The sequence below is a fragment of the Affinundibacterium macrobrachii genome, from assembly GCF_014652415.1.
In the GTDB taxonomy this organism is placed as follows: Bacteria; Pseudomonadota; Gammaproteobacteria; order Burkholderiales; family Burkholderiaceae_D; genus Undibacterium; species Undibacterium macrobrachii.
The window spans coordinates 67287-86034 of sequence record NZ_BMYT01000008.1 but is presented as its reverse complement, the minus strand read 5'-3'; the positions used below and the strand labels follow the sequence as shown (position 1 = coordinate 86034).

Sequence of the window (18748 nt, the reverse complement as noted above, 5' to 3'; positions counted from 1 at the left end):
GTTTTAAAGTTCCCCTCCTAGCGTGGCTGGCAACAGTCACGCTTTTTTTATGGCGATTCTCGATAGCGAGGTTTATTCCTCTGTTAAGATTTTGCGTGCGTGCTGCAAAATACTTACACAAATATTGAAGGGGGAAATAAATGCAATCTTTACTCAAAGCAGTTGGTATTGGTTTGCTGTGGATTGCTAATGTCAGCATTGCCCAAGTCGCCACGGTTCGCGTTGATTATCTACACAGCGGCAATGCGAAGACCGAGCATTTTGCTTTAGACCGCGTGTTAATCGAACCGCTGCTTTGGCCTGGCAATCTACATAAGAATATCGATCAAACAAATCGTGGCGTGAATTTATTTGAGGTGCGAGATAAAGCAAGCGGCGAATTAATTTATTCGCGCGGATTTTCTACCATCTTCGCGGAATGGCAAAGCACCGCGGAAGCAAGCAAAATTGATCGCGGCTTTCAAGAATCTTTACGTTTTCCCAAACCGACCAAACCCGTCAACATACGCATCTTGAAACGTGATGCGCAAAACCAGTTTCAATTGGTATGGAATGTGGATATCGATACCGATGCGCCAGATGTCATCAGGAAGCAAGCAGGTGCCGAACTCAAACCCATTCCTATTCATGTAAGTGGCGCACCAACGGATAAAGTGGATTTACTCATTATTGGTGACGGCTATACGCAAAAACAAATGGGGAAATTTGTCGCAGACGCTAAACGACTAAGCCAATTTCTATTCACTGTATCGCCTTTCAAAGAGCGCGCAAAAGACTTTAATGTTTGGGGCTTGGCAGTTCCCACAAAACAGGCGGGCGTATCACGTCCATCAACAGGGAAATTTCATGCTTCAACTACAGGTGCGAGCTATGATATTTTTGGCAGTGAGCGCTATGTACTCACCCTAGACAATCGCGCCTTACGCGAGATCGCTCAACATGCACCTTATGAATTCATTGAAATTCTGGTCAATAACGACACTTATGGCGGCGGCGGTATTTTTGGACAATTCTCAACCGCCGCGGCGGGCAGTGACTGGGCAAATTATTTGTTTGTACATGAGTTTGGCCACCATTTTGCTGGCTTGGCGGACGAATACTATACTTCGCCGGTTGCCTACCAAACAGGGAATGAAATTCAAACCGAGCCATGGGAACCCAATGTCACCGCTTTAAAAGATAAAACCCAATTGAAGTGGAAACAGTATGTGAGCGCGGATACAAAGCTACCCACTACATGGCCAAAGGAAATCTACGAAAATGCCGCACGCCAATTCCAAAAAGTACGTGCTGAACTAAGAAAAAACAATCGCCCAGAATCAGAAATGAGTGCCTTGTTCAAAAAAGATTTGCACGAATCGAGTCAGTTATTTAGCAAAGATCCAAATTACCAAACTATAGGCGCATTCGAAGGTGCGAACTATGAAGCAAAAGGTTATTACCGTTCACAAATGCAATGCTTAATGTTTGACCGTAGCGAGCAATTCTGTCGAGTCTGTCAGGATGGGATTTCGACGATTATTGATTTGTACTCGCGGTAAAGCGAACAAGGCATTATCAACTACAACTTTCCGACATCTCCATGGCACAGACAATCAAACATGGCACGATTCTCTGTGACGCTAAACCCACAGCACCTCTAATTTTTCTAAATGAGATCGACTGAAGTCTTTGTGCATCGCTTAAAGACTTTAGTCGATCTTATGTTTCACTTCGGCACTGGTATTAAGGTCAATTTCCCGCCCAGCTCATCTTTATGTTGAGCTACGCTGACATCAAACCAATCAGATCATACCTACCTCTACAAAGTGGTATAGACAAGTAATTTTATCTAGCCTAGATAATCACCAAAATAAAGGATTTTTTAGTTATTTATAATTAAAATTTGCATAATTGACTTGTTAAATTGAGAGCAACATACTGCGCCAACTTGATGTCATATCGTCAAGCATGCAGTCTTTACTCAATATAAAAATAGCACAGCAAGAATGTGCACCCAACCAATGGAGCCTCTTTATGCAAGTCAAGCATCACTTCCAACTAGCAATATTAAGTCTGTCGATCGCAACAGGTTTTGCGCAAGCAGAAATCAAAACAAATTACTTATCGAACGTTCGCCCGCTGATTAAATTTAACGAACTCACTCGCAGTGAAAAGCTTTTGTTGGCGCAACAATCTCAACTCGTCTTGCGCGACTTGTACGTCAATCGCTATCAAAAAAATGAGTACTACGGCACCAACCCCAACTTTAGCGGACATGTTGATCCAGCGGCTAAAGTGCAAGCAGTCGTTAATTCGATTGATAGCTTGAGCACGACTGATTTACATAAAAATTTGAGTCAAATTTTTGTCAGTCAACGTGATCTACATTTGAATTACAACTTCCCACTACCACATGCTGCATTCATCAGCTTTTTGCCATTTAACTTTACCCGTACTGCTTCACCGACGAATCAAAATGAAGTACGGATTAGCAGTATTTATGGCGTGTTTTTCGATGTGTTTTTTCCAGATCAACGCAAACCACAAATCGGTGATTTGGTCTTAGAGTACGATGGTTTGCCAATCAAACAAGCAGTCGATAAAGAAGTCATCAACGGGAATGGCGCGAACTTATATGCAGGCTTCTCACGCGCCTTGCAAACCATGACATTTACGTCACAAGCATCGTCGCTGCCGCCAGCAAAAGATCGTATCAGCTTGAAGTTAAAATCTGCACAAACTGACGAAGAATATAGCATCACCATTCCTTGGATGAGCCAGTATGATGACGCAGATTTAAGTCCGACTGCATCAGCGACAAACGCGGGCAAGGCATTAAATGCGGCATCCGCAATTCAAGCTTTAGCGATGAGTAATGAGCCATTTCAAGAACGTTACAACCAATTCCTTGAAAAGAATCTCAATCAGGATCAAGGTGCATTCGCCAAGCAAGCAACCACAGAACCATCTATTAAATGGGCTATCGTCAATCGCGGCACTAAAAAGCTTGGCTATATCAGTATCGGCTCATTTGTCCCAAGCCGCGTCAATGATAATGGCGCACTAGCGATTATCGCGAATCTCTTGCGCAATCAATTGGCTGCAACCGATGCCTTAGTTGTCGATGTCCGCAATAATGGCGGGGGTAGTATTGTCTATGCCGACAAATTGCCACAGATGTTCATGCCGGGTAATGCCACGACAAACTCAGCACGCTTGCTCAATACCGCGCTGAACTTTAACTTCTTAAATCAAGATATCTTTAAGCAGTATTGGCCAAACTGGGTTCAACTAATTACGGACGCTAGAAACACCAATAATCGATATAGCAAAACGGGAGTATTTACTACCGCAGCAGATGCGAATAGCATGGGACAGATGTACTACAAACCAGTCGGTGTATTGGCGAATGCACGCAGTTATTCTGCAACTGATTTGTTCACTTGCGCTATGCAAGACAATGGCGCCGCAACTGTGTTTGGCGAAGATCCCAAAACAGGCGCTGGTGGAGCAAACGTGTTGGAGCACGCATTCTTTAATGCCTTTGCGCCAGCGGTTTTCCCAACATTACCAGGTGGTGTATCAATGCGCGTGTCGTGGCGTCAAAGTATTCGAAGTGGCTACAACAATGGCACGATGATTGAAGATCACGGTTGCAATGCTTCGGTTCAAGTGCCGCGTCAATTAAGTGATTTGAGCAATGGCGACCAAACCCAATTTGACAAAATCGCGGACACTTTGTTGGCAAAACCTGCGCCTAAATCATTGCATCGTTTTCTAACACCTGTCGGCAATATTTTAAGTATTCCGGCCAGCACGCGCAACTTTAACTTAGAGGTAGCGAACACTGAGCACGTCAAAGTCTATGTGAATAACGTACTACTCAAGAGCCACTACGTTGGCGTGTATGGAAACCCGCGTACTGTCGCCTTAAATTTGCCAGTAAAAGCACTTGGCGACCAATATCAAATCGCCTTCGTTGGAACTGATGCAGGTCACACACCATTGTGGAATACCAAACGCATGGTGAGCGTGACGAACTAAACTACAAACGCAGTAAACACCTTTCTCCTTGAGAGTCATTCAAACTCTCAAGGAGCTGCGATCAGGTATCAAGAATGTCGCATCAAGATTTCAACTAATCACGACAACTAATCACGATCAGAAAAGCACGACACTAGTAATGCACGCAACCATTGATTCCCTTCATCTTGTGCAAAACGACGGTGCCAGAAAATGTTGGTTTGTAGTGTTGGTAGTTTGATGGGTGGCTTCATCAATGCCAATCGAAATGGAGCAGCGGCACTGGTCGCCAGCTTTTCGGGGACGATCACTACCAAGTCTGTGCTACTAATAATGTAGGGAACTGAAGAGAAGTGTGGAATCGTGAAACTCGCGTTCGCGATCACACCTGCCTTCGCTAAGCTTTGACTAATTTTGTCGTACGGACTTTCAGTGGTCGAGACCAATAGTTGCTCAGCCTTTAGAAAGTCTTTCATCGACATGTTGGCTTTCATCAAGGGATGATGCTGTCGATACATACAAACGTAATCTTGTTGGAACAAACGACGGTGATATAGCGCGCCCGAGACCTCGTCAAATGCGCCTAAAGCAAGGTCGATGCGACCAGTCTCCATTTCTGCCATGAGATCAAGATTATGCGCACGCACCGTCGAGATTTTTACCTGCGGCGCGTGCAAACGGCATTGCTCAATCAATACCGGCATAAAATACATTTCGCCCACATCGGTCATCGCAATTGTGAAGTGCCGTTGGCTACTTGGCGCATCGAACGCTTCGTGTTGATTTAGCGCTTTTGTGATGTTAGCTAAAGCGGCAGCGACTGGATCGGCCAATTGCTGCGCCAAGGGTGTCGGCTGCATACCAAGAGAAGTACGCACAAATAGCTCGTCATTCAAGGTCTTACGCAGACGTGCAAGCGCATTACTGACCGCAGGTTGCGACAAGTTCAATTTGCGTGCAACGCTAGAAATCTGGCGTTCCTGAAATACTTCTTGAAATACCACCAGAAGATTCAGATCAATGTCTTTGGCTTCGATCAAACCTTACCCCACTATTGATTTTATGAATGACCTACATTTTAGTATTTATATCGCAAAAATAGGTAGATTGCACTACATTAGCGAATTCTCGTGTTTTTGCGACTATACGCGGCGGCAGTGATTTGGATCTTAGATTGCTGCAAGCTGTTGGCGTATCGCTTTACTCTTTCTGGATAAAATCATGACAACAAAATACATGAGTGGTTTCGCCAATGAATTTGCGACAGAAGCCTTAGCTGGCGCTTTGCCAGCAAATCAAAATTCACCACAAAAGTGCGCCTATGGTTTATATGCTGAACAGATTTCTGGCACCGCATTTACTGCACCACGCCATTCAAATCGTCGCTCTTGGACTTATCGTATTCGTCCCGCCGCAATGCATCAACCATTCGTGCAAATTGATAACGGCACTATGACCAACGATTTTGCGCAGGTGCCAAGTACGCCAAATCAATTGCGTTGGGATCCGCAACCGATGCCAAGCACAGCGACCGACTTTATCGAGGGCTGGTTGACGATGGCAGGCAATGGTTCAGCGGATGCGCAGACAGGGTGCGCGATTCATTTATATGCAGCGAATCGCGATATGACAGATAAGTTTTTTTACGATGCCGACGCAGAACTATTAATCATTCCACAGCAAGGTCGTTTACATATCAAAACCGAGATGGGCTTGATCGATATTGAGCCACAAGAGATCGCAGTAATTCCTCGCGGTGTGCGTTTTCAAGTAAGGCTCCCAGATGGTGAAGCGCGCGGCTATGTATGCGAGAATTTTGGTGTCATGTTAAAGCTTCCGGATTTAGGTGTGATTGGTTCGAATGGTTTAGCCAATCCACGTGATTTTTTAACGCCGACAGCGTGGTATGAAGATCGTGAAGGCGATTTCAAATTGGTCGCCAAATTTAGTGGCAATCTGTGGCAAGCAGCGATTGGGCATTCACCACTTGATGTGGTCGCATGGCACGGCAATATGGCGCCTTACAAATACGATTTGCGCCACTTCAACACCATCGGTTCGATCAGCTACGATCATCCAGATCCATCGATCTTCTTGGTTTTGCAATCACCTAGCAACACGCCAGGTGTTGATACGATTGATTTTGTGATTTTCCCACCGCGCTGGTTAGCCGCCGAAAACACCTTCCGCCCACCTTGGTTCCACCGTAATATCGCGAGCGAATTTATGGGCTTAATTCATGGCCAATATGATGCAAAATCGGGCGGCTTCCGTCCAGGTGGCGCTAGCTTACATAATTGCATGAGCGGTCACGGCCCAGATGCACCAACTTTTGAGAAAGCCAGCAATATCGACACCAGCACACCGCAGAAAGTCGATAACACCATGGCCTTCATGATAGAAACCTGTACCATCATCAAACCAACACGCGCGGCGATGAACTCTCCACAATTGCAGCCAGATTATTTCAAATGCTGGCAAGGGATTAAGAAAAATTTCAATCCTAATCAAGCTTAAAATCCGAATATCCGAGTTTGAGTGTAAGTACAATCACTAAACCTCGAATTCAAGTCTATAGAAGGTAGTTCAAGAATGAGCGTACAACTAAATGAAACACATAATCCAGCACTACGTAGCTGGGTCACTTCCGCCAACGATGGCAACACCGACTTTCCGATTCAAAACTTGCCATTTGGCGTATTTCGCCGCGCTGCAAGCAATGAACAATTTCGTCTCGGTGTCGCAATCGGAGATCAAATTTTAGATCTCAGTATTGCCTTGCACGCTGGCGTCTTTGCTGACATTAGCAACGCCGCTCTAGCGCATGCATTGACCGCAAGCAATCTAAATGCCTTGATGGATTTGGGAAGCCAAACTTCTTCGCAAGTCCGTTTAGCATTATCAAAAGCTTTGCGTGAAAACGCGGCCGCACAAAAGCAATTGGTGGGTACGCTGGTGGCACAAGCAGATGCGGAATATGCACTGCCTGCCCAAATCGGTGACTACACCGATTTTTATACATCCGTACATCACGCCACTTCCGTAGGCAAATTATTCCGTCCAGATAATCCTTTACTACCTAACTACAAATGGGTTCCGATCGGTTACCACGGCCGTTCATCATCAATCGGTATCTCAGGACAACAATTCCGTCGTCCAATTGGGCAAACCATGCCACCAAATGCGGCGACGCCATCATTTGGCCCAGCAAAACGCTTGGATTACGAATGTGAAGTCGGTATCTTTATCGGTCAAGGTAATGCACTCGGTGAAGCGATAGATATCGAGCATGCAGAGCAACATGTATTTGGCATGTGTTTATTAAATGACTGGTCCGCGCGCGATGTGCAGGCATGGGAATATCAACCTTTAGGTCCTTTCTTAGCAAAGAACTTTGCTTCGACGATTTCACCTTGGGTTGTCACGCTTGAAGCCTTGGCACCTTATCGCAAAGCCTGGACTCGTGATGCAGCAGACCCACAGCCTATGCCGTATTTAGATAGCGCTGATTTGCGTAATGCTGGTGCGTTCGATATTCAACTCGAAGTCTTGCTACAAACCGAGAAAATGCGTCGTGATGGTATGTCTGCGCAACGCTTATCTCTATCTAACTTTAGCCATTCCTACTGGACAGTGTCACAAATGGTGACGCACCATACAGTCAATGGCTGTAATCTGCGCCCAGGTGATTTCCTTGGCTCTGGTACCCAATCAGGTCCCGCACCTGAAGAAGCGGGGTCCTTATTAGAATTAACCGAGGGCGGTAAAAAGCCTATCGTCTTTAGCAACGGAGAACAAAGAATCTTCATAGAAGATGGTGACAGCATTATCTTGCGTGGCTGGGCACAAAAAGAGGGAACGCCTCGAATTGGATTTGGCGAAGTGGAAGGACGATTACTACCAGCACGTAATTTGAGCTAAAAGAAGATTTAGCAAATCTTAAAACATGGCGCGCACATTTTGCGCGCCTTTTTTATTTGGATGATTAGAAAGCACATTCATTGCAATATCGTTCAACATGCTTCACATAAAACCACTACTTGCACCGATTACATAACATTTACAGCAATTATTTCTTCTCTTCGGAGCAAGAATTTGCTTAAATAGCTGCAGAATTTTACGAATATCCTATTTGCTATTATTAAGACAGGAAAACCATGGTGCGTTTACATAAACTATTTGCCATCATCTCGATTTTGGGTGCGACTTTGCTGACTGGATGTGCCTCAGTCAAAACCGCTAGTGTGAGCGAAGACGCAAAGGCAAAGACATTCACAACTAACCCTAATCAAGCCAAACTTTACATCTATCGTAACGAATTTATGGGACAAGCCATTCGCATGACAGTTGAACTCAATGGCAAAGAGATCGGTAAAACCGGATCAAAAACTTATTTTGCAGTTGACGTCCCTCCTGGAAAACACACTATCGTTTCAAGAGCGGAAAATGATACTAGCCTCGATCTAATTACAGAAGCAGGCAAAAATTACTTTGTCTGGCAAGAAGTGAAAATGGGCATCTTATCAGCGCGTTCGAAATTACAATTAGTCAATCAAGAACAAGGTCAAGCTGGCGTGCGAGAATCAAAGCTATTAGAAATTAGCTCGGATGCCCCAAAAAATGCATCGGCTACAACCGCCACTAACCGCAATACTAGCGCCGCAATCGCTGACGCCAAACAGGCAAGCTCAACGTCATCCGCACCGCAATCCAACTCTTCTGTCGATGAGGCAAACTTAAATATTCAAAAAGTTCCTTTTGAAATTGGCGTCTCATCTGCGACAGTAGAACGTATCGCCAAACAAAATAGTTGCGAAACGGATTTGGGTGCAGGTTTACTTTACAAAAAAGGACCAGTTGAAGTCTATCGCGTAAATTGCAAAGATGGTCGCGAAATCAAAGCGCGCTGTGAATTGCGTCAATGCAGTCTATTCACGCCTTAAGCTGGAAGAACAATTTAGTTCTGCAGCGCTGGCATCAAACCTCAAAAAGCGTGCGTTGTATGCACGCTTTTTCGTATCCATCATGATTGATGTCACCGTCGATAAAGTTGTTACCAGTAATACAGTATCAATTTATGCTAACTAAACAACAATCTCATCTACCAAACTATCTTCGTTACTAGGCGAAATAAGCCACATCATCAAGTATCTCTGCGGGATTAGATTCGTTCATTGTTTGCAGTAAAGATGAGCTCGCTGCATATATCAAAAAAATTAACGACGCATTAATCAAATTATATGGCGCCGAAAAATCGAAGTAAGCTAACCGAACGCTCAATACTTCAGTTTTCTTGCGAAACATCGGCAGAAATCAAGCGATGAATACGTGCGTTCACCAAATTTAATGGAGCACTCCAATCACCTACATCTTGCTGTCGATACAAGCTCGCAGTGGGATACCATGGGCTGTCTGACCGATCTTGCAACCAGCGAAAATCCGCCTCGTACGGAAGCAATACACATAAAGGTTTGGCTAGTGCTCCAGCTAAATGCGCAACAGATGTGTCCACAGACACAATCAAATCGAGACAATTGATCAGCGCTGCGGTATCGATTAAATCATGCAGTTCATTTTCCATGATAAAGATGCGCTTACCAAAGCTTTGCATCAAGCGTAACCCCACGCGATCAGCGGGCTTGATATCCTTTTGCAAAATGAAAAAATCTGCATCATGCTGCAAGACTTTGGCCAACATCGAAAACGGCAAACTACGTTGCGCATCATTATTGTGTCGTGACGACCCTGCCCACACAACACCAATTTTTTTCCTTGCCTGAAGTGGTGTTTGATATGCGCAAACTTTTTCAAGCCATCTAGTTTGCAATTCCTGCTCAATTCGCAAATAAGGAACTTCATGTGGAATATTATCCATGCCAAGTTTTAAGGCCAGTGGCAGGCTTAATAATGGACATTGATAATCGTAATTTTGTGGCGCTGTTCCACTCTCATAAACGGCAACAGGTAGGCATCGGAACAATGCGAGCAAGGCTTTGGGCACCTCAAGCAACACTACTGCTCTTAAATCAAGCAAATTGCGTAGCAATCGACAAAACTGAATACTGTCGCCTAATCCTTGTTCTGCATAAACTAAGATTTTTTTACCAGCTAAGGATTCTTGCCCCAACCATAATGGCTGCCCCAAGTTTCTTCGAGAGCTGTCCCATTGCGCATTTTTCCAGCGCCATTCGTACAAACGCCATCCTTCATCAAAACGACCTAAGCTAAGCAAACAGACGGACTTATTTAGACGTGGGCTGACATAATCGGAATCCATCTGCATCGATGCATCAAAAGCAGCAAGCGCTTCGTCAAATCTGCGCAATTTTTGCAATACCACGCCCCAGTTATTGTAGAGCTTCGCACTCACTCTCTGTGCATCAAACTCTTGCCGAAAGATCGCTTCTGCCTCCTGCCATCGTCCAGATGAGATCAATTCATTGGCATAATTGATGCGACTAAGCAAATTCTCTTTGCCGACAATCGCATGCATCTGAAATTGCGCGTTACAGGCACGCACAACTTTTTGTAACACTGGAGACCAATCTCGAGCCTGTGTTTGCCGGAACAATCGTACGCTGTCATACCAAGGGCTGTCGGAACGTTCTAGCAACCATCTAAAATCGGGAACATGCGGTAAAAGAATCCAAGTCGGCATTCCTAGCCCCGCAGCCAAATGTGCGACCGACGTATCCACGCTCACCACTAAATCCATGTGCATAATTAGCGCGGAAGTATCACTGAAGTTCTGTAAATTTTCTGCATGATCGCTCATCGATAGCATTGCCATTGTTGACAGATCAGCCGACTTAATTTCTTTTTGTAGAGAGTGAAATTCGACATCACAAGCTAACTCGGCGCTAAGAACCGAAGCCAATTCCGCAAGGCTCAGACTACGATTTTTATCATTGCTATGCTTGTCTGATCCCGACCAAACGATACCGATGCGAGGTCGAAGTCTTGGCCCCAGAATTTGCGACCATTTGGCGCGGCTTTCATCATCACAATACAAATAAGTGCCAAAATTAGGAATGTTGTTTAAATCAGTTTTCAACACACATGGTGCGGACAACAAGGGCAATTGATAATGAAATGCAGGTACCTGATCGCCGTCACTAATCACCTCGATCCGTTCGCATTCCGGCCAATGCGAAACACTAGTTTGCATCAGGCGAAAAAGCGGCTGATTAACGACTAAATAGACTTTCTCAGCGGACTTCGCGAGCACACGCGCGTAACGACTAAATTGTATGGTATCGCCATAGCCTTGCTCAGGATGCAGGATGATGGTTTTCCCATTTAGCGATTCCGTGCCATCCCAGATAGGGTAGGCTGATAATTCCTTATGAATCGACATTGCAGTGTTATGCCAACGTGCTTCATACAGAGGCCAGCCCTCTGCGAATCTTCCCAACAGCAAACACAGCATCCCCTTATTCGCGGCGGCCACAAAATCATGTGGAGCCTGTATCAAAATCTCGTCATAGGCAGCAATAGCTTCGTCGAAACGGTGCAAATTCTGCAGTGCATTCGCACGATTATTCGGCATACCCACCAAATTGAGGTCCAGCTCTAATGCGCGATCAAAACTAGTAAGTGCATCATTATATTTTGCAAGAGATAGGTATGCGATCCCGAGATTACCGTATGCTTTCGCATAGTTATGCTGCAATTGAATCGCTTGCTGGTATGAAGAAACTGCCTCTTGAGCACAATCTAAATCCAAGAGAATATTCCCTCGCAAGTTGTACGCGATCTCTGAATCTGGTTTGATGCGTAACAAGTTTTCGACATAAGTTAAAGCCTCGTCATGTTGTTTCAAAGCACGAAGGCTAGCCACCAATAATATAGTCAATTCCAACGAGCCTGGCAGATGAACCAATGCCTGCCGCAATCCCACGATGCGCTCTTCATGTCGCCCCATGCTAGCAAGCAAAGCGAATTTGTTTTTATAAGCGAGCTCATATTGCGGATTCACCGAGATCGCTAAGTCAAATTGTGTCAAGGCACGATCAAATAGTTTCTGCTGTTTCAAACACAAACCGTAGTTATGTAAGGCGAGTAGCTTGCTTGGTTGCAGTGCGAGCGCTTTCTCAAAATACTGCGCGCTTTCATCTAATTTTCCAAGTTGTAAGTAGAGCGTAGCGAGAGAAACTAAAGCATCCACATGATTGGGAGACGACTCAAGTAAGGCCAAGTAAGCGCTAAGCGCTTCTTGCAATTGGCCTGCTTGGTGTTGCTGGAGGATAGAGTTAAAGTCGCGTGCGATATTCATGTCACAGCCAAGTAATTGCTAACGAAAAGCGTAGATAAATGCTAAATGATGCTTAAGCCCGGCAAAGTACAGAATTATACTTTCACCAGCTGTACCCTAGTAAGCGCATTCATCGTAATCAATTTAGCGCGATCGGCATAAACACATAAGCTCATCGCTCATCAGGTACGCCAGGATTCTTCACACGCACACACTCGACCGCCAGCGCACTAGCATCCAACAAGCAAGAATGACAAATCCAACGCCAATCTGCTACTGCATCCGCGTAATCAAACCATCCCTGATCTTTAATTCGCGCCTGTTCACAAATATTGCACCAAGCCTGCTCCGGATATTCTTCGTCAGCGGGATTGATATAAATACGATGACAAGGTTGATGACCTATATGTGCGCAACTCATTACGGCAGTTCTATCGCCATGCTGATCACAGTGAATTATCTCGTTCGTCATAGTTCACTCTATAAGAAAAAAATCTTAGCCATTATCTTAGCCATTACTAGTGACTAAGCAAAAAACCACAATGCAATTGTAATTAAAATAAATAAATTTAAATCAATACACTTACAACAAAAATAGAATAAAAATGATTATTCATTGGTGAATAGATGGAATTGGCATCGATTATATCTAGCGCAGAGTAGCAAAGAAAATTTATCTAAAAATCATGTTATTTGTATATACAAATTCTCTTGTTTTCAATATATATAAGGTATATTGAATTTCATTTTTTTCTGTTCTACTTCCCGTTCGCGCCATCAACAAACACAGCAGGCCAAGTAATTTCGCAGCAATAAATGCGCTCTTGCTAGGTGCAAATGCAAGGAAAAAGGCGTGATAGTAAATTAGTCGCGAATTAGTCGTAATCCAATCTGGGAGACCCACATGAAAAACCATACCTACAAAAAATCCTTTAACGCAAAGCCTCGCACTTTCAACACTGGCCTACTTTGTGCATTGTTATTAAGTGCATTCAACGTGACGGCAGCAGATGGTGCGCGCCAAGAAATTGGAACCGCACAAGCATTGATTCGTAGTTTAGGGGCGCAACACGCCAATCCTAATGCTAGTTTTATGCGCTCTGGCGAGGTGAGTACAGCAAAAAATAAACATCTCGATACCGAGATCACAGACTACCAACTGAAAGATGGTTTGGTCTCTGTATCAGGTAAAGCACGTGGTAGCGCGAACTCCCACTTCTATTTGAAAGGGACAGAAAAAAATCTACGCGGCTATTTGGTTCGACATGATGAGAAAAAAGCTTACGAGTACAGCACAGATGCCAAAGGGATAGTCAGTGTAACTGAAGTCGCTATTAGCAAAGTTGTTCCTGACTTGGATGAGAACTGGTTAAAGGCAACCAGCTTTAATACACTTGCTGGTGCAATCCATCCGGTATACAGCCCAATGGCACTAAGACAAGCGCGTCATATTGGTCCGTACAACAACGAAGATGTAACCAAGCTAGAAAGCAAGCCTGGCAGTCCATGGGTATTTTATTTAAATCATTCTGCAGTGATGAGTGGTACTACACCATTAAATGGGGTGACGAAAGAGAACATGTATCGCGTATGGCAAATTGTTGCTGATCAATACTCGATGTACAACATCAATATCACGACCAATCCGGCAGTTTATAACGCGGCAAAATCTGCCAATATTTTGCGTACAGGTGTCTTGAACTTTGTAAATCAAGATGGTCGATCTAACGCTCCGTTAAGCTCATTTGGCACCACTGCTGCTGGTACTCTATATCGCAATCCATCCAGCGGTTTTGATTACGGCTATGGCATAGGGATGACCGCCGCACACGAGATTGGTCATCAAATGGGGATGAATCACGACAGAGGAGGAAGTGGCGGCGAATATTTCGAAGGCATCGCTGCTTATCAATGGGGACCAATCATGGGCAATTACTGGATGGGCTCGCAATGGGCAGCTAGTCGTTGGACTTGGAGTAAAGGCGAGTACAACACAGCCTCTAACTTTGAAGATGATTTACGCATCATGAATGTGAACGAATCGATTCCGTATGTTGCAGACGATAATCCATCGGGCAAAAATCTCAGCCTTGATAGCGCTGGCAACATCAATCCTGTTGCTAACTTCGGACAAATCGAAAGAACGGGCGATACCGATACATTTAACTTCACGGTCACTGGCAACGGAAGACTAGATTTAAAAATCGATCCTATCGAATATTTCGGGATGTTAGATGTCGATGCAAAAATCTATAACTCTGCAAATACTTTGGTCGCCAGTAGTAACAAAGCGGTGAATCGCTCAGCCGAATTCATCGCCTTAAATTTAAGCGCAGGTAATTATCGCTTAGTGATCGCGGGCGGTGCTGAGGGCACACCATCCAATGGATTCTCCAATTATTCCTCGCTCGGCTACTACGGCATGAAAGGGACACTTACTGGCAGCACACCACCAGCCGACATTATGCTCACCAGCGGAGTCGCACTCAGCAATCAAAGTGCTGCAACTGGCACGTGGAAGTACTACGCAATTGATGTTCCTGCCGGTAAAACAAGTATCGTCTTTAATGTGAACGGTGCAAATGGTGACGCCGATATTTATTCACAACTATCGGTTAAACCAACTACGTCTTCATACAAATGTAAATCAGATGGTTCCACATCGGTTGAAACCTGCACGGTCAACGCACCTAGCGCGGGACGTTACTACCTTGGTGTGTATGCGTATTCAGCGTTTAATAGCTTGACGGTAAAAGCTACCGTCAATTAAACCATTGACGATACTGCTGGAGCTGCTACGCAAGCATCTCCAGCAGGTCACTTAATAAGCGATACAAAAACTGGTGAGCGTACGCCACACGCTCACCAGTTTCATTCATGTAGCAAGCCTCATACGACTATCTAAGCACATTTCTTGTTTTACAAAAATCATTAACTTCGCATTATTTATCGACAAAAAGCGACTTTGTCGAGCTACATCAAACATCGTGAGCCCAAAATAAGTGCCTCTGTCGGTTATACTTACGCCTCTTGTTTCTCCCGACTGAAAGAAATTATGTCTCAATTACCCGCCTGCCCAGTTTGTGGCATGGAAAACACCTATCCTGATAACAGCAATTACGTCTGCGCCGATTGTGGTCATGAGTGGCCGATGCAAGCGATCGAAGAAGAGTCCGATGAGCGTATCGTCAAAGATGCCAACGGTAACGTATTAGCCGATGGTGATGCCGTTGTCTTGATCAAAGATCTTAAAGTAAAAGGCTCATCGATCACCTTAAAACAAGGTAGCAAAGTGAAGAGCATTCGCTTAGTCGGTGGCGATCATGAAGTCGATTGCAAGATGGATACTGGCAACTTTATGCTCAAAGCCTGTTACCTGAAAAAAGTCTAAACCATCAATAAAAAGCGGTATTGACAAACGTGAATGATTACCACTACCGCAAAACAGACGCCACTAAACTATCTAAGACTTGGGCACAGGGCGCACCACAGAACCGGCAAGCATCCCGCCATCGATATTCAGTTCAGCACCATTCATATACGCAGCTTCATCACTAGCGAGTAAAACAGCAAGCGCTGCCACTTCTTCTGGCAAACCAAATCTTTGCATCGGACATTCGCGCACCAAGTCGTGCATACGAGCTGCTCTATCATCGCCCTGCCCTAGCATAGGTTCCCACATCGGCGTCAGGATCGCTGCCGGATGAATTGAATTACAACGTATCGCTAGTCCTTGTTCTGCACAATACAGTGCTACTGATTTTGTGTGATTACGTACCGCAGCTTTTGATGCTGCATAAGCCGCTGCAGCAGGAATACCGACTAAACCTGAGCGCGACGAGATATTGATAATTGATCCGCGCAAAGCCTCAGATTCACTGGTCTTTCGCATCGTTTGGATCGCATATTTACATCCTAAAAAAACACCGTCCAAATTGGTAGAAAGTACAGACTGCTAATCTTCTAGGCTGGCGTTTTCTGGATCATGTGCAACGACGCCTCGCTCAAATCCAGTGATGCCTGCGTTATTCACCAACACATGCAAAACACCGTAGTTTTGTAAAACTTCAGCCATCACCGATCGCCACGCTGTTTCATCACGCACATCTAAAGGTAGATAGCGGGCTCGTGCACCCAAAGAATCTGCAAAGGCGGCTCCTAATTGATGATCGATATCGGTCACAATAACGGTGGCACCTTGATCAATAAAGGCCTTGGCAATAGCTGCACCAATCCCGCGCGCCGCGCCAGTAACGAGCGCGATTTTTTGATGTAATCGTTGCATAAAACATGCTCCTTAATTGAATTCTAGAATCAGATATTTTCAGTATCAGGAGTTAGATGTCGATACAAATCAACGGTAAGATTTATTCCAACTCCTTATTCAATTGCGGTGTTCATGTCAGTTTCTCCTTCAAATTAAATGCAGGTCAAGAATCAAACTGATAAAGGACGATTAAAAATCCATTCGGCGATGAGTAAATTCGGCACCCAACATAACCAAGAAATGATGGGATAGCACAGTTCAAATGGCCAGCCAAAAACCATCGATAAAGGTAAATAAATACGCAAGGTAACCGCAGCTAAAGTCAGAGAGAAATTGCGTATCATCCAGCGTTGGTGATCGATCACATCACCGCGCCGTATCGCCCAATACGCGCGCGCACCAGTGAACAACCATAAAACAGCCAAAATACCGAATCCCAAATTCGAGCCAAGTCCGCCATAGGCAAATACCGCCATCAACAATCCTGACAAACCACCGAGCGCCACACCAAAACCTAAATATACTTTTCCTAAATGACGATGCAGCATCGGGCGACTCGCGCGCAAACGCTTAGAAAACTGGAACGGCCCGATTAGGAGCGCTAAACTAGATGCAAAGATGTGCAAATAAACGGCGATACGATGATTTTCAAAATTGATTCTCATATCGGGATGCACCAAACTTCCCAAAGGAAAGACAGCGTAAGCAATCGTCGCATAGGCAGCAACCGCAAAACTCATCAGCAACATCAAGCCATACAGTATTTTCTTTGTCATGGTTTATTTTGACGAAGAATTTGTGGTCGTCATTTCTGTCAACATCGCTTGCAACTTGGGTTCTGGTTTCCAGTAATTGGGGCCTTTCATTACCTTGCCGCGCTCATCATAAATCGGCAACCCATCTGCGCCGAGTTTCGAAAAATTGGATTGCATGATGATCGACAACACTTGATCCAAAGGCAGTCCAAATTTTGCCATTTCAGAAGCACAGTAGACTTGGATATCGCCTAATAAGTCCGCCAACATCGTCAAAACTTCTAGCGGATCTTTACCCGCTTTCTGCGCCGCGATGATCTCATCTATTTCGTGCACTTCCTCCAATAAAATATCTTTGAAAGCCGCCATTCTCTCCGCTGCAGGCACACCAACATCCAGCGTCGGTGCGGTGTTCACTGGTAACTTGTAGATACCATTAAATTTCTTAATATCTTCTGAAAATCCACTCATCGATTTTTCCTCTCCTATGTACTTACCATCATCAGCAAATCAAATAGCCTCCACCAGCTGCTTTATCTTTTCCGCTTTTTCAAAATGATCTAACTGGTGTGTTTGAATCCACCAAGTTGCCGCTTCCATCAACAATGCAGGATCGTCATTTCTATTCGCGAAAAAAGCATAAAAAGACAAACCAACATTGGCACCCTTTTGTGCAATTTTTTGCTCGCACACTGCAATGATTTTTCGCCTCAATTTTTCTTGCACTTTAATTTTCCTAATTTACGCAAATTCACTATCGAACTATGGTGTCGATCACGCTCAACGCTTCACCCACCACCATCGGAGAAAGAATAAAATCAAGCCTGCAATTAGCCAACGAAATGACATCAAAATATCCTGCCACGAACTACCACCGACGCCAGACCATATCTGGACAAAGATTGATTCAAACTCAAAATTATCAGCTCTCACTAATTCCAACACAGGTCTGACCGCGCGCGATTCTTTGAAACGTATCGGCGCAGTTGCTTTTACCATCACCACTTGTTCCCCCGCCTTGACACCCAACTTCGACAAGCCAGGAAATGCCGTCACGCGCGCACTATCATCGCTAAAATCCCAACCGGAATTCCACATCGTACTCACATCACCTGCAGTCTTAGCGCGACCTTTTAAAGTGACCACCATGGTGTAAGGACCAGTGTCTTTTCCTGCATTGATGGAATCACCGCGCCAACGTTCCGATGTAGCGGTGACCGAGGCCATCGGGCCTGAGAGTTTTTTGTTTTCTTCAGGTGCTTGAAAATTCGCCAATCGCGAGACATCTTCAGGGCTTAGCTGTATTTCGACCTCTAAGCGTTTTCCATATTCACTCGATTGCACTTTGTTGTCGGCATACGCGTGGCTAGCGTTTAGCGCGAGGCATAAGCCAAAACACAAAGTGTTGATCACTGTGTGCCCCTTATTGCGAGCACCAAACGGAAAAGTCAGAAAGGAAAAATGCAT

The 18748-nt window shown here is 44.8% G+C and carries 14 protein-coding genes and 1 pseudogene; 7 read left to right on the top strand and 8 right to left on the bottom strand.

Annotated elements, in window-relative coordinates:
- Positions 1-140 precede the first annotated feature (140 nt).
- Both IE103_RS17535 and IE103_RS17530 read left to right on the top strand, forming a co-directional pair.
- Positions 141-1541 carry a M64 family metallopeptidase gene (locus IE103_RS17535; protein ID WP_189347640.1) on the top strand — a complete coding sequence of 467 codons (1401 nt, stop codon included), beginning with the start codon at positions 141-143 and terminating at the stop codon, positions 1539-1541.
- A gap of 475 nt (positions 1542-2016) precedes the next feature.
- Positions 2017-4026 (top strand): S41 family peptidase, encoded by a 2010-nt coding sequence (locus IE103_RS17530; RefSeq protein WP_189347638.1) that lies wholly within the window; start codon positions 2017-2019, stop codon positions 4024-4026.
- A gap of 107 nt (positions 4027-4133) precedes the next feature.
- Here IE103_RS17530 and IE103_RS17525 read toward each other — a convergent pair whose 3' ends face one another.
- Complete coding sequence (locus tag IE103_RS17525) at positions 4134-5045, bottom strand: LysR family transcriptional regulator (protein ID WP_189347636.1); 912 nt, start codon at positions 5043-5045, stop codon at positions 4134-4136.
- A 181-nt stretch (positions 5046-5226) separates the two neighbouring features.
- On the opposite strand from IE103_RS17525, the gene hmgA reads away from it, so the two are divergent.
- The 3 genes from hmgA (at position 5227) to IE103_RS18500 (ending at position 8948) form a co-directional block, all read left to right on the top strand.
- Positions 5227-6522: a homogentisate 1,2-dioxygenase gene (gene hmgA / locus IE103_RS17520; RefSeq protein WP_189347634.1), complete on the top strand. Its 1296-nt coding sequence runs from the start codon at positions 5227-5229 to the stop codon at positions 6520-6522.
- A gap of 75 nt (positions 6523-6597) precedes the next feature.
- Complete coding sequence (gene fahA, locus IE103_RS17515) at positions 6598-7926, top strand: fumarylacetoacetase (protein WP_189347633.1); 1329 nt, start codon at positions 6598-6600, stop codon at positions 7924-7926.
- A 236-nt stretch (positions 7927-8162) separates the two neighbouring features.
- Positions 8163-8948 (top strand): DUF2846 domain-containing protein, encoded by a 786-nt coding sequence (locus tag IE103_RS18500; protein WP_229827339.1) that lies wholly within the window; start codon positions 8163-8165, stop codon positions 8946-8948.
- Between the two features lie 341 nt (positions 8949-9289).
- Here the strand turns inward: IE103_RS18500 and IE103_RS17505 are convergent, their stop codons facing one another.
- A complete protein-coding gene (locus IE103_RS17505; protein ID WP_189347631.1) occupies positions 9290-12280 on the bottom strand; it encodes a tetratricopeptide repeat protein in 2991 nt (996 codons plus the stop codon).
- Positions 12281-12431: 151 nt separating this feature from the next.
- Positions 12432-12731, bottom strand: a complete 300-nt coding sequence (locus IE103_RS17500) for a hypothetical protein (RefSeq protein ID WP_189347629.1) — start codon at positions 12729-12731, stop codon at positions 12432-12434.
- Positions 12732-13163: 432 nt separating this feature from the next.
- On the opposite strand from IE103_RS17500, the gene IE103_RS17495 reads away from it, so the two are divergent.
- Complete coding sequence (locus IE103_RS17495) at positions 13164-15029, top strand: pre-peptidase C-terminal domain-containing protein (RefSeq protein WP_189347628.1); 1866 nt, start codon at positions 13164-13166, stop codon at positions 15027-15029.
- A gap of 285 nt (positions 15030-15314) precedes the next feature.
- Positions 15315-15650, top strand: coding sequence for a zinc ribbon domain-containing protein YjdM (locus tag IE103_RS17490; RefSeq protein ID WP_189347626.1), 336 nt, complete (start codon positions 15315-15317; stop codon positions 15648-15650).
- A 72-nt stretch (positions 15651-15722) separates the two neighbouring features.
- Here IE103_RS17490 and IE103_RS17485 read toward each other — a convergent pair.
- The 5 genes and pseudogenes from IE103_RS17485 to IE103_RS17465 all read right to left on the bottom strand — a co-directional run bounded on the left by IE103_RS17485 (position 15723) and on the right by IE103_RS17465 (position 18748).
- Positions 15723-16544, bottom strand: a pseudogene (locus IE103_RS17485) (SDR family oxidoreductase).
- Between the two features lie 152 nt (positions 16545-16696).
- On the bottom strand, positions 16697-17302 hold the full coding sequence (locus IE103_RS17480; protein ID WP_229827338.1) for a DUF2306 domain-containing protein: 606 nt from the start codon (positions 17300-17302) through the stop codon (positions 16697-16699).
- Between the two features lie 3 nt (positions 17303-17305).
- On the bottom strand, positions 17306-17752 hold the full coding sequence (locus tag IE103_RS17475) for a nucleoside triphosphate pyrophosphohydrolase family protein (RefSeq protein ID WP_189347624.1): 447 nt from the start codon (positions 17750-17752) through the stop codon (positions 17306-17308).
- 39 nt (positions 17753-17791) lie between these two features.
- Entirely contained in the window at positions 17792-18007 is a 216-nt protein-coding gene (locus tag IE103_RS17470; RefSeq protein WP_189347622.1) for a DUF6500 family protein, read from the bottom strand.
- Between the two features lie 54 nt (positions 18008-18061).
- Positions 18062-18748: a hypothetical protein gene (locus IE103_RS17465; RefSeq protein ID WP_189347620.1), complete on the bottom strand. Its 687-nt coding sequence runs from the start codon at positions 18746-18748 to the stop codon at positions 18062-18064.

Bases quoted from the DNA above. Each gene is read 5' to 3' on its own strand.
- IE103_RS17495 (WP_189347628.1), top strand. From the start codon at position 13,164: ATGAAAAACCATACCTACAAAAAATCCTTTAACGCAAAGCCTCGCACT.
- IE103_RS17490 (WP_189347626.1), top strand. From the start codon at position 15,315: ATGTCTCAATTACCCGCCTGCCCAGTTTGTGGCATGGAAAACACCTAT.
- IE103_RS17480 (WP_229827338.1), bottom strand. From the start codon at position 17,302: ATGACAAAGAAAATACTGTATGGCTTGATGTTGCTGATGAGTTTTGCG.
- IE103_RS17465 (WP_189347620.1), bottom strand. From the start codon at position 18,748: ATGCATTTTTCCTTTCTGACTTTTCCGTTTGGTGCTCGCAATAAGGGG.
- IE103_RS17535 (WP_189347640.1), top strand. From the start codon at position 141: ATGCAATCTTTACTCAAAGCAGTTGGTATTGGTTTGCTGTGGATTGCT.
- IE103_RS18500 (WP_229827339.1), top strand. From the start codon at position 8,163: ATGGTGCGTTTACATAAACTATTTGCCATCATCTCGATTTTGGGTGCG.
- fahA (WP_189347633.1), top strand. From the start codon at position 6,598: ATGAGCGTACAACTAAATGAAACACATAATCCAGCACTACGTAGCTGG.
- IE103_RS17505 (WP_189347631.1), bottom strand. From the start codon at position 12,280: ATGAATATCGCACGCGACTTTAACTCTATCCTCCAGCAACACCAAGCA.
- IE103_RS17475 (WP_189347624.1), bottom strand. From the start codon at position 17,752: ATGAGTGGATTTTCAGAAGATATTAAGAAATTTAATGGTATCTACAAG.
- hmgA (WP_189347634.1), top strand. From the start codon at position 5,227: ATGACAACAAAATACATGAGTGGTTTCGCCAATGAATTTGCGACAGAA.
- IE103_RS17530 (WP_189347638.1), top strand. From the start codon at position 2,017: ATGCAAGTCAAGCATCACTTCCAACTAGCAATATTAAGTCTGTCGATC.
- IE103_RS17500 (WP_189347629.1), bottom strand. From the start codon at position 12,731: ATGACGAACGAGATAATTCACTGTGATCAGCATGGCGATAGAACTGCC.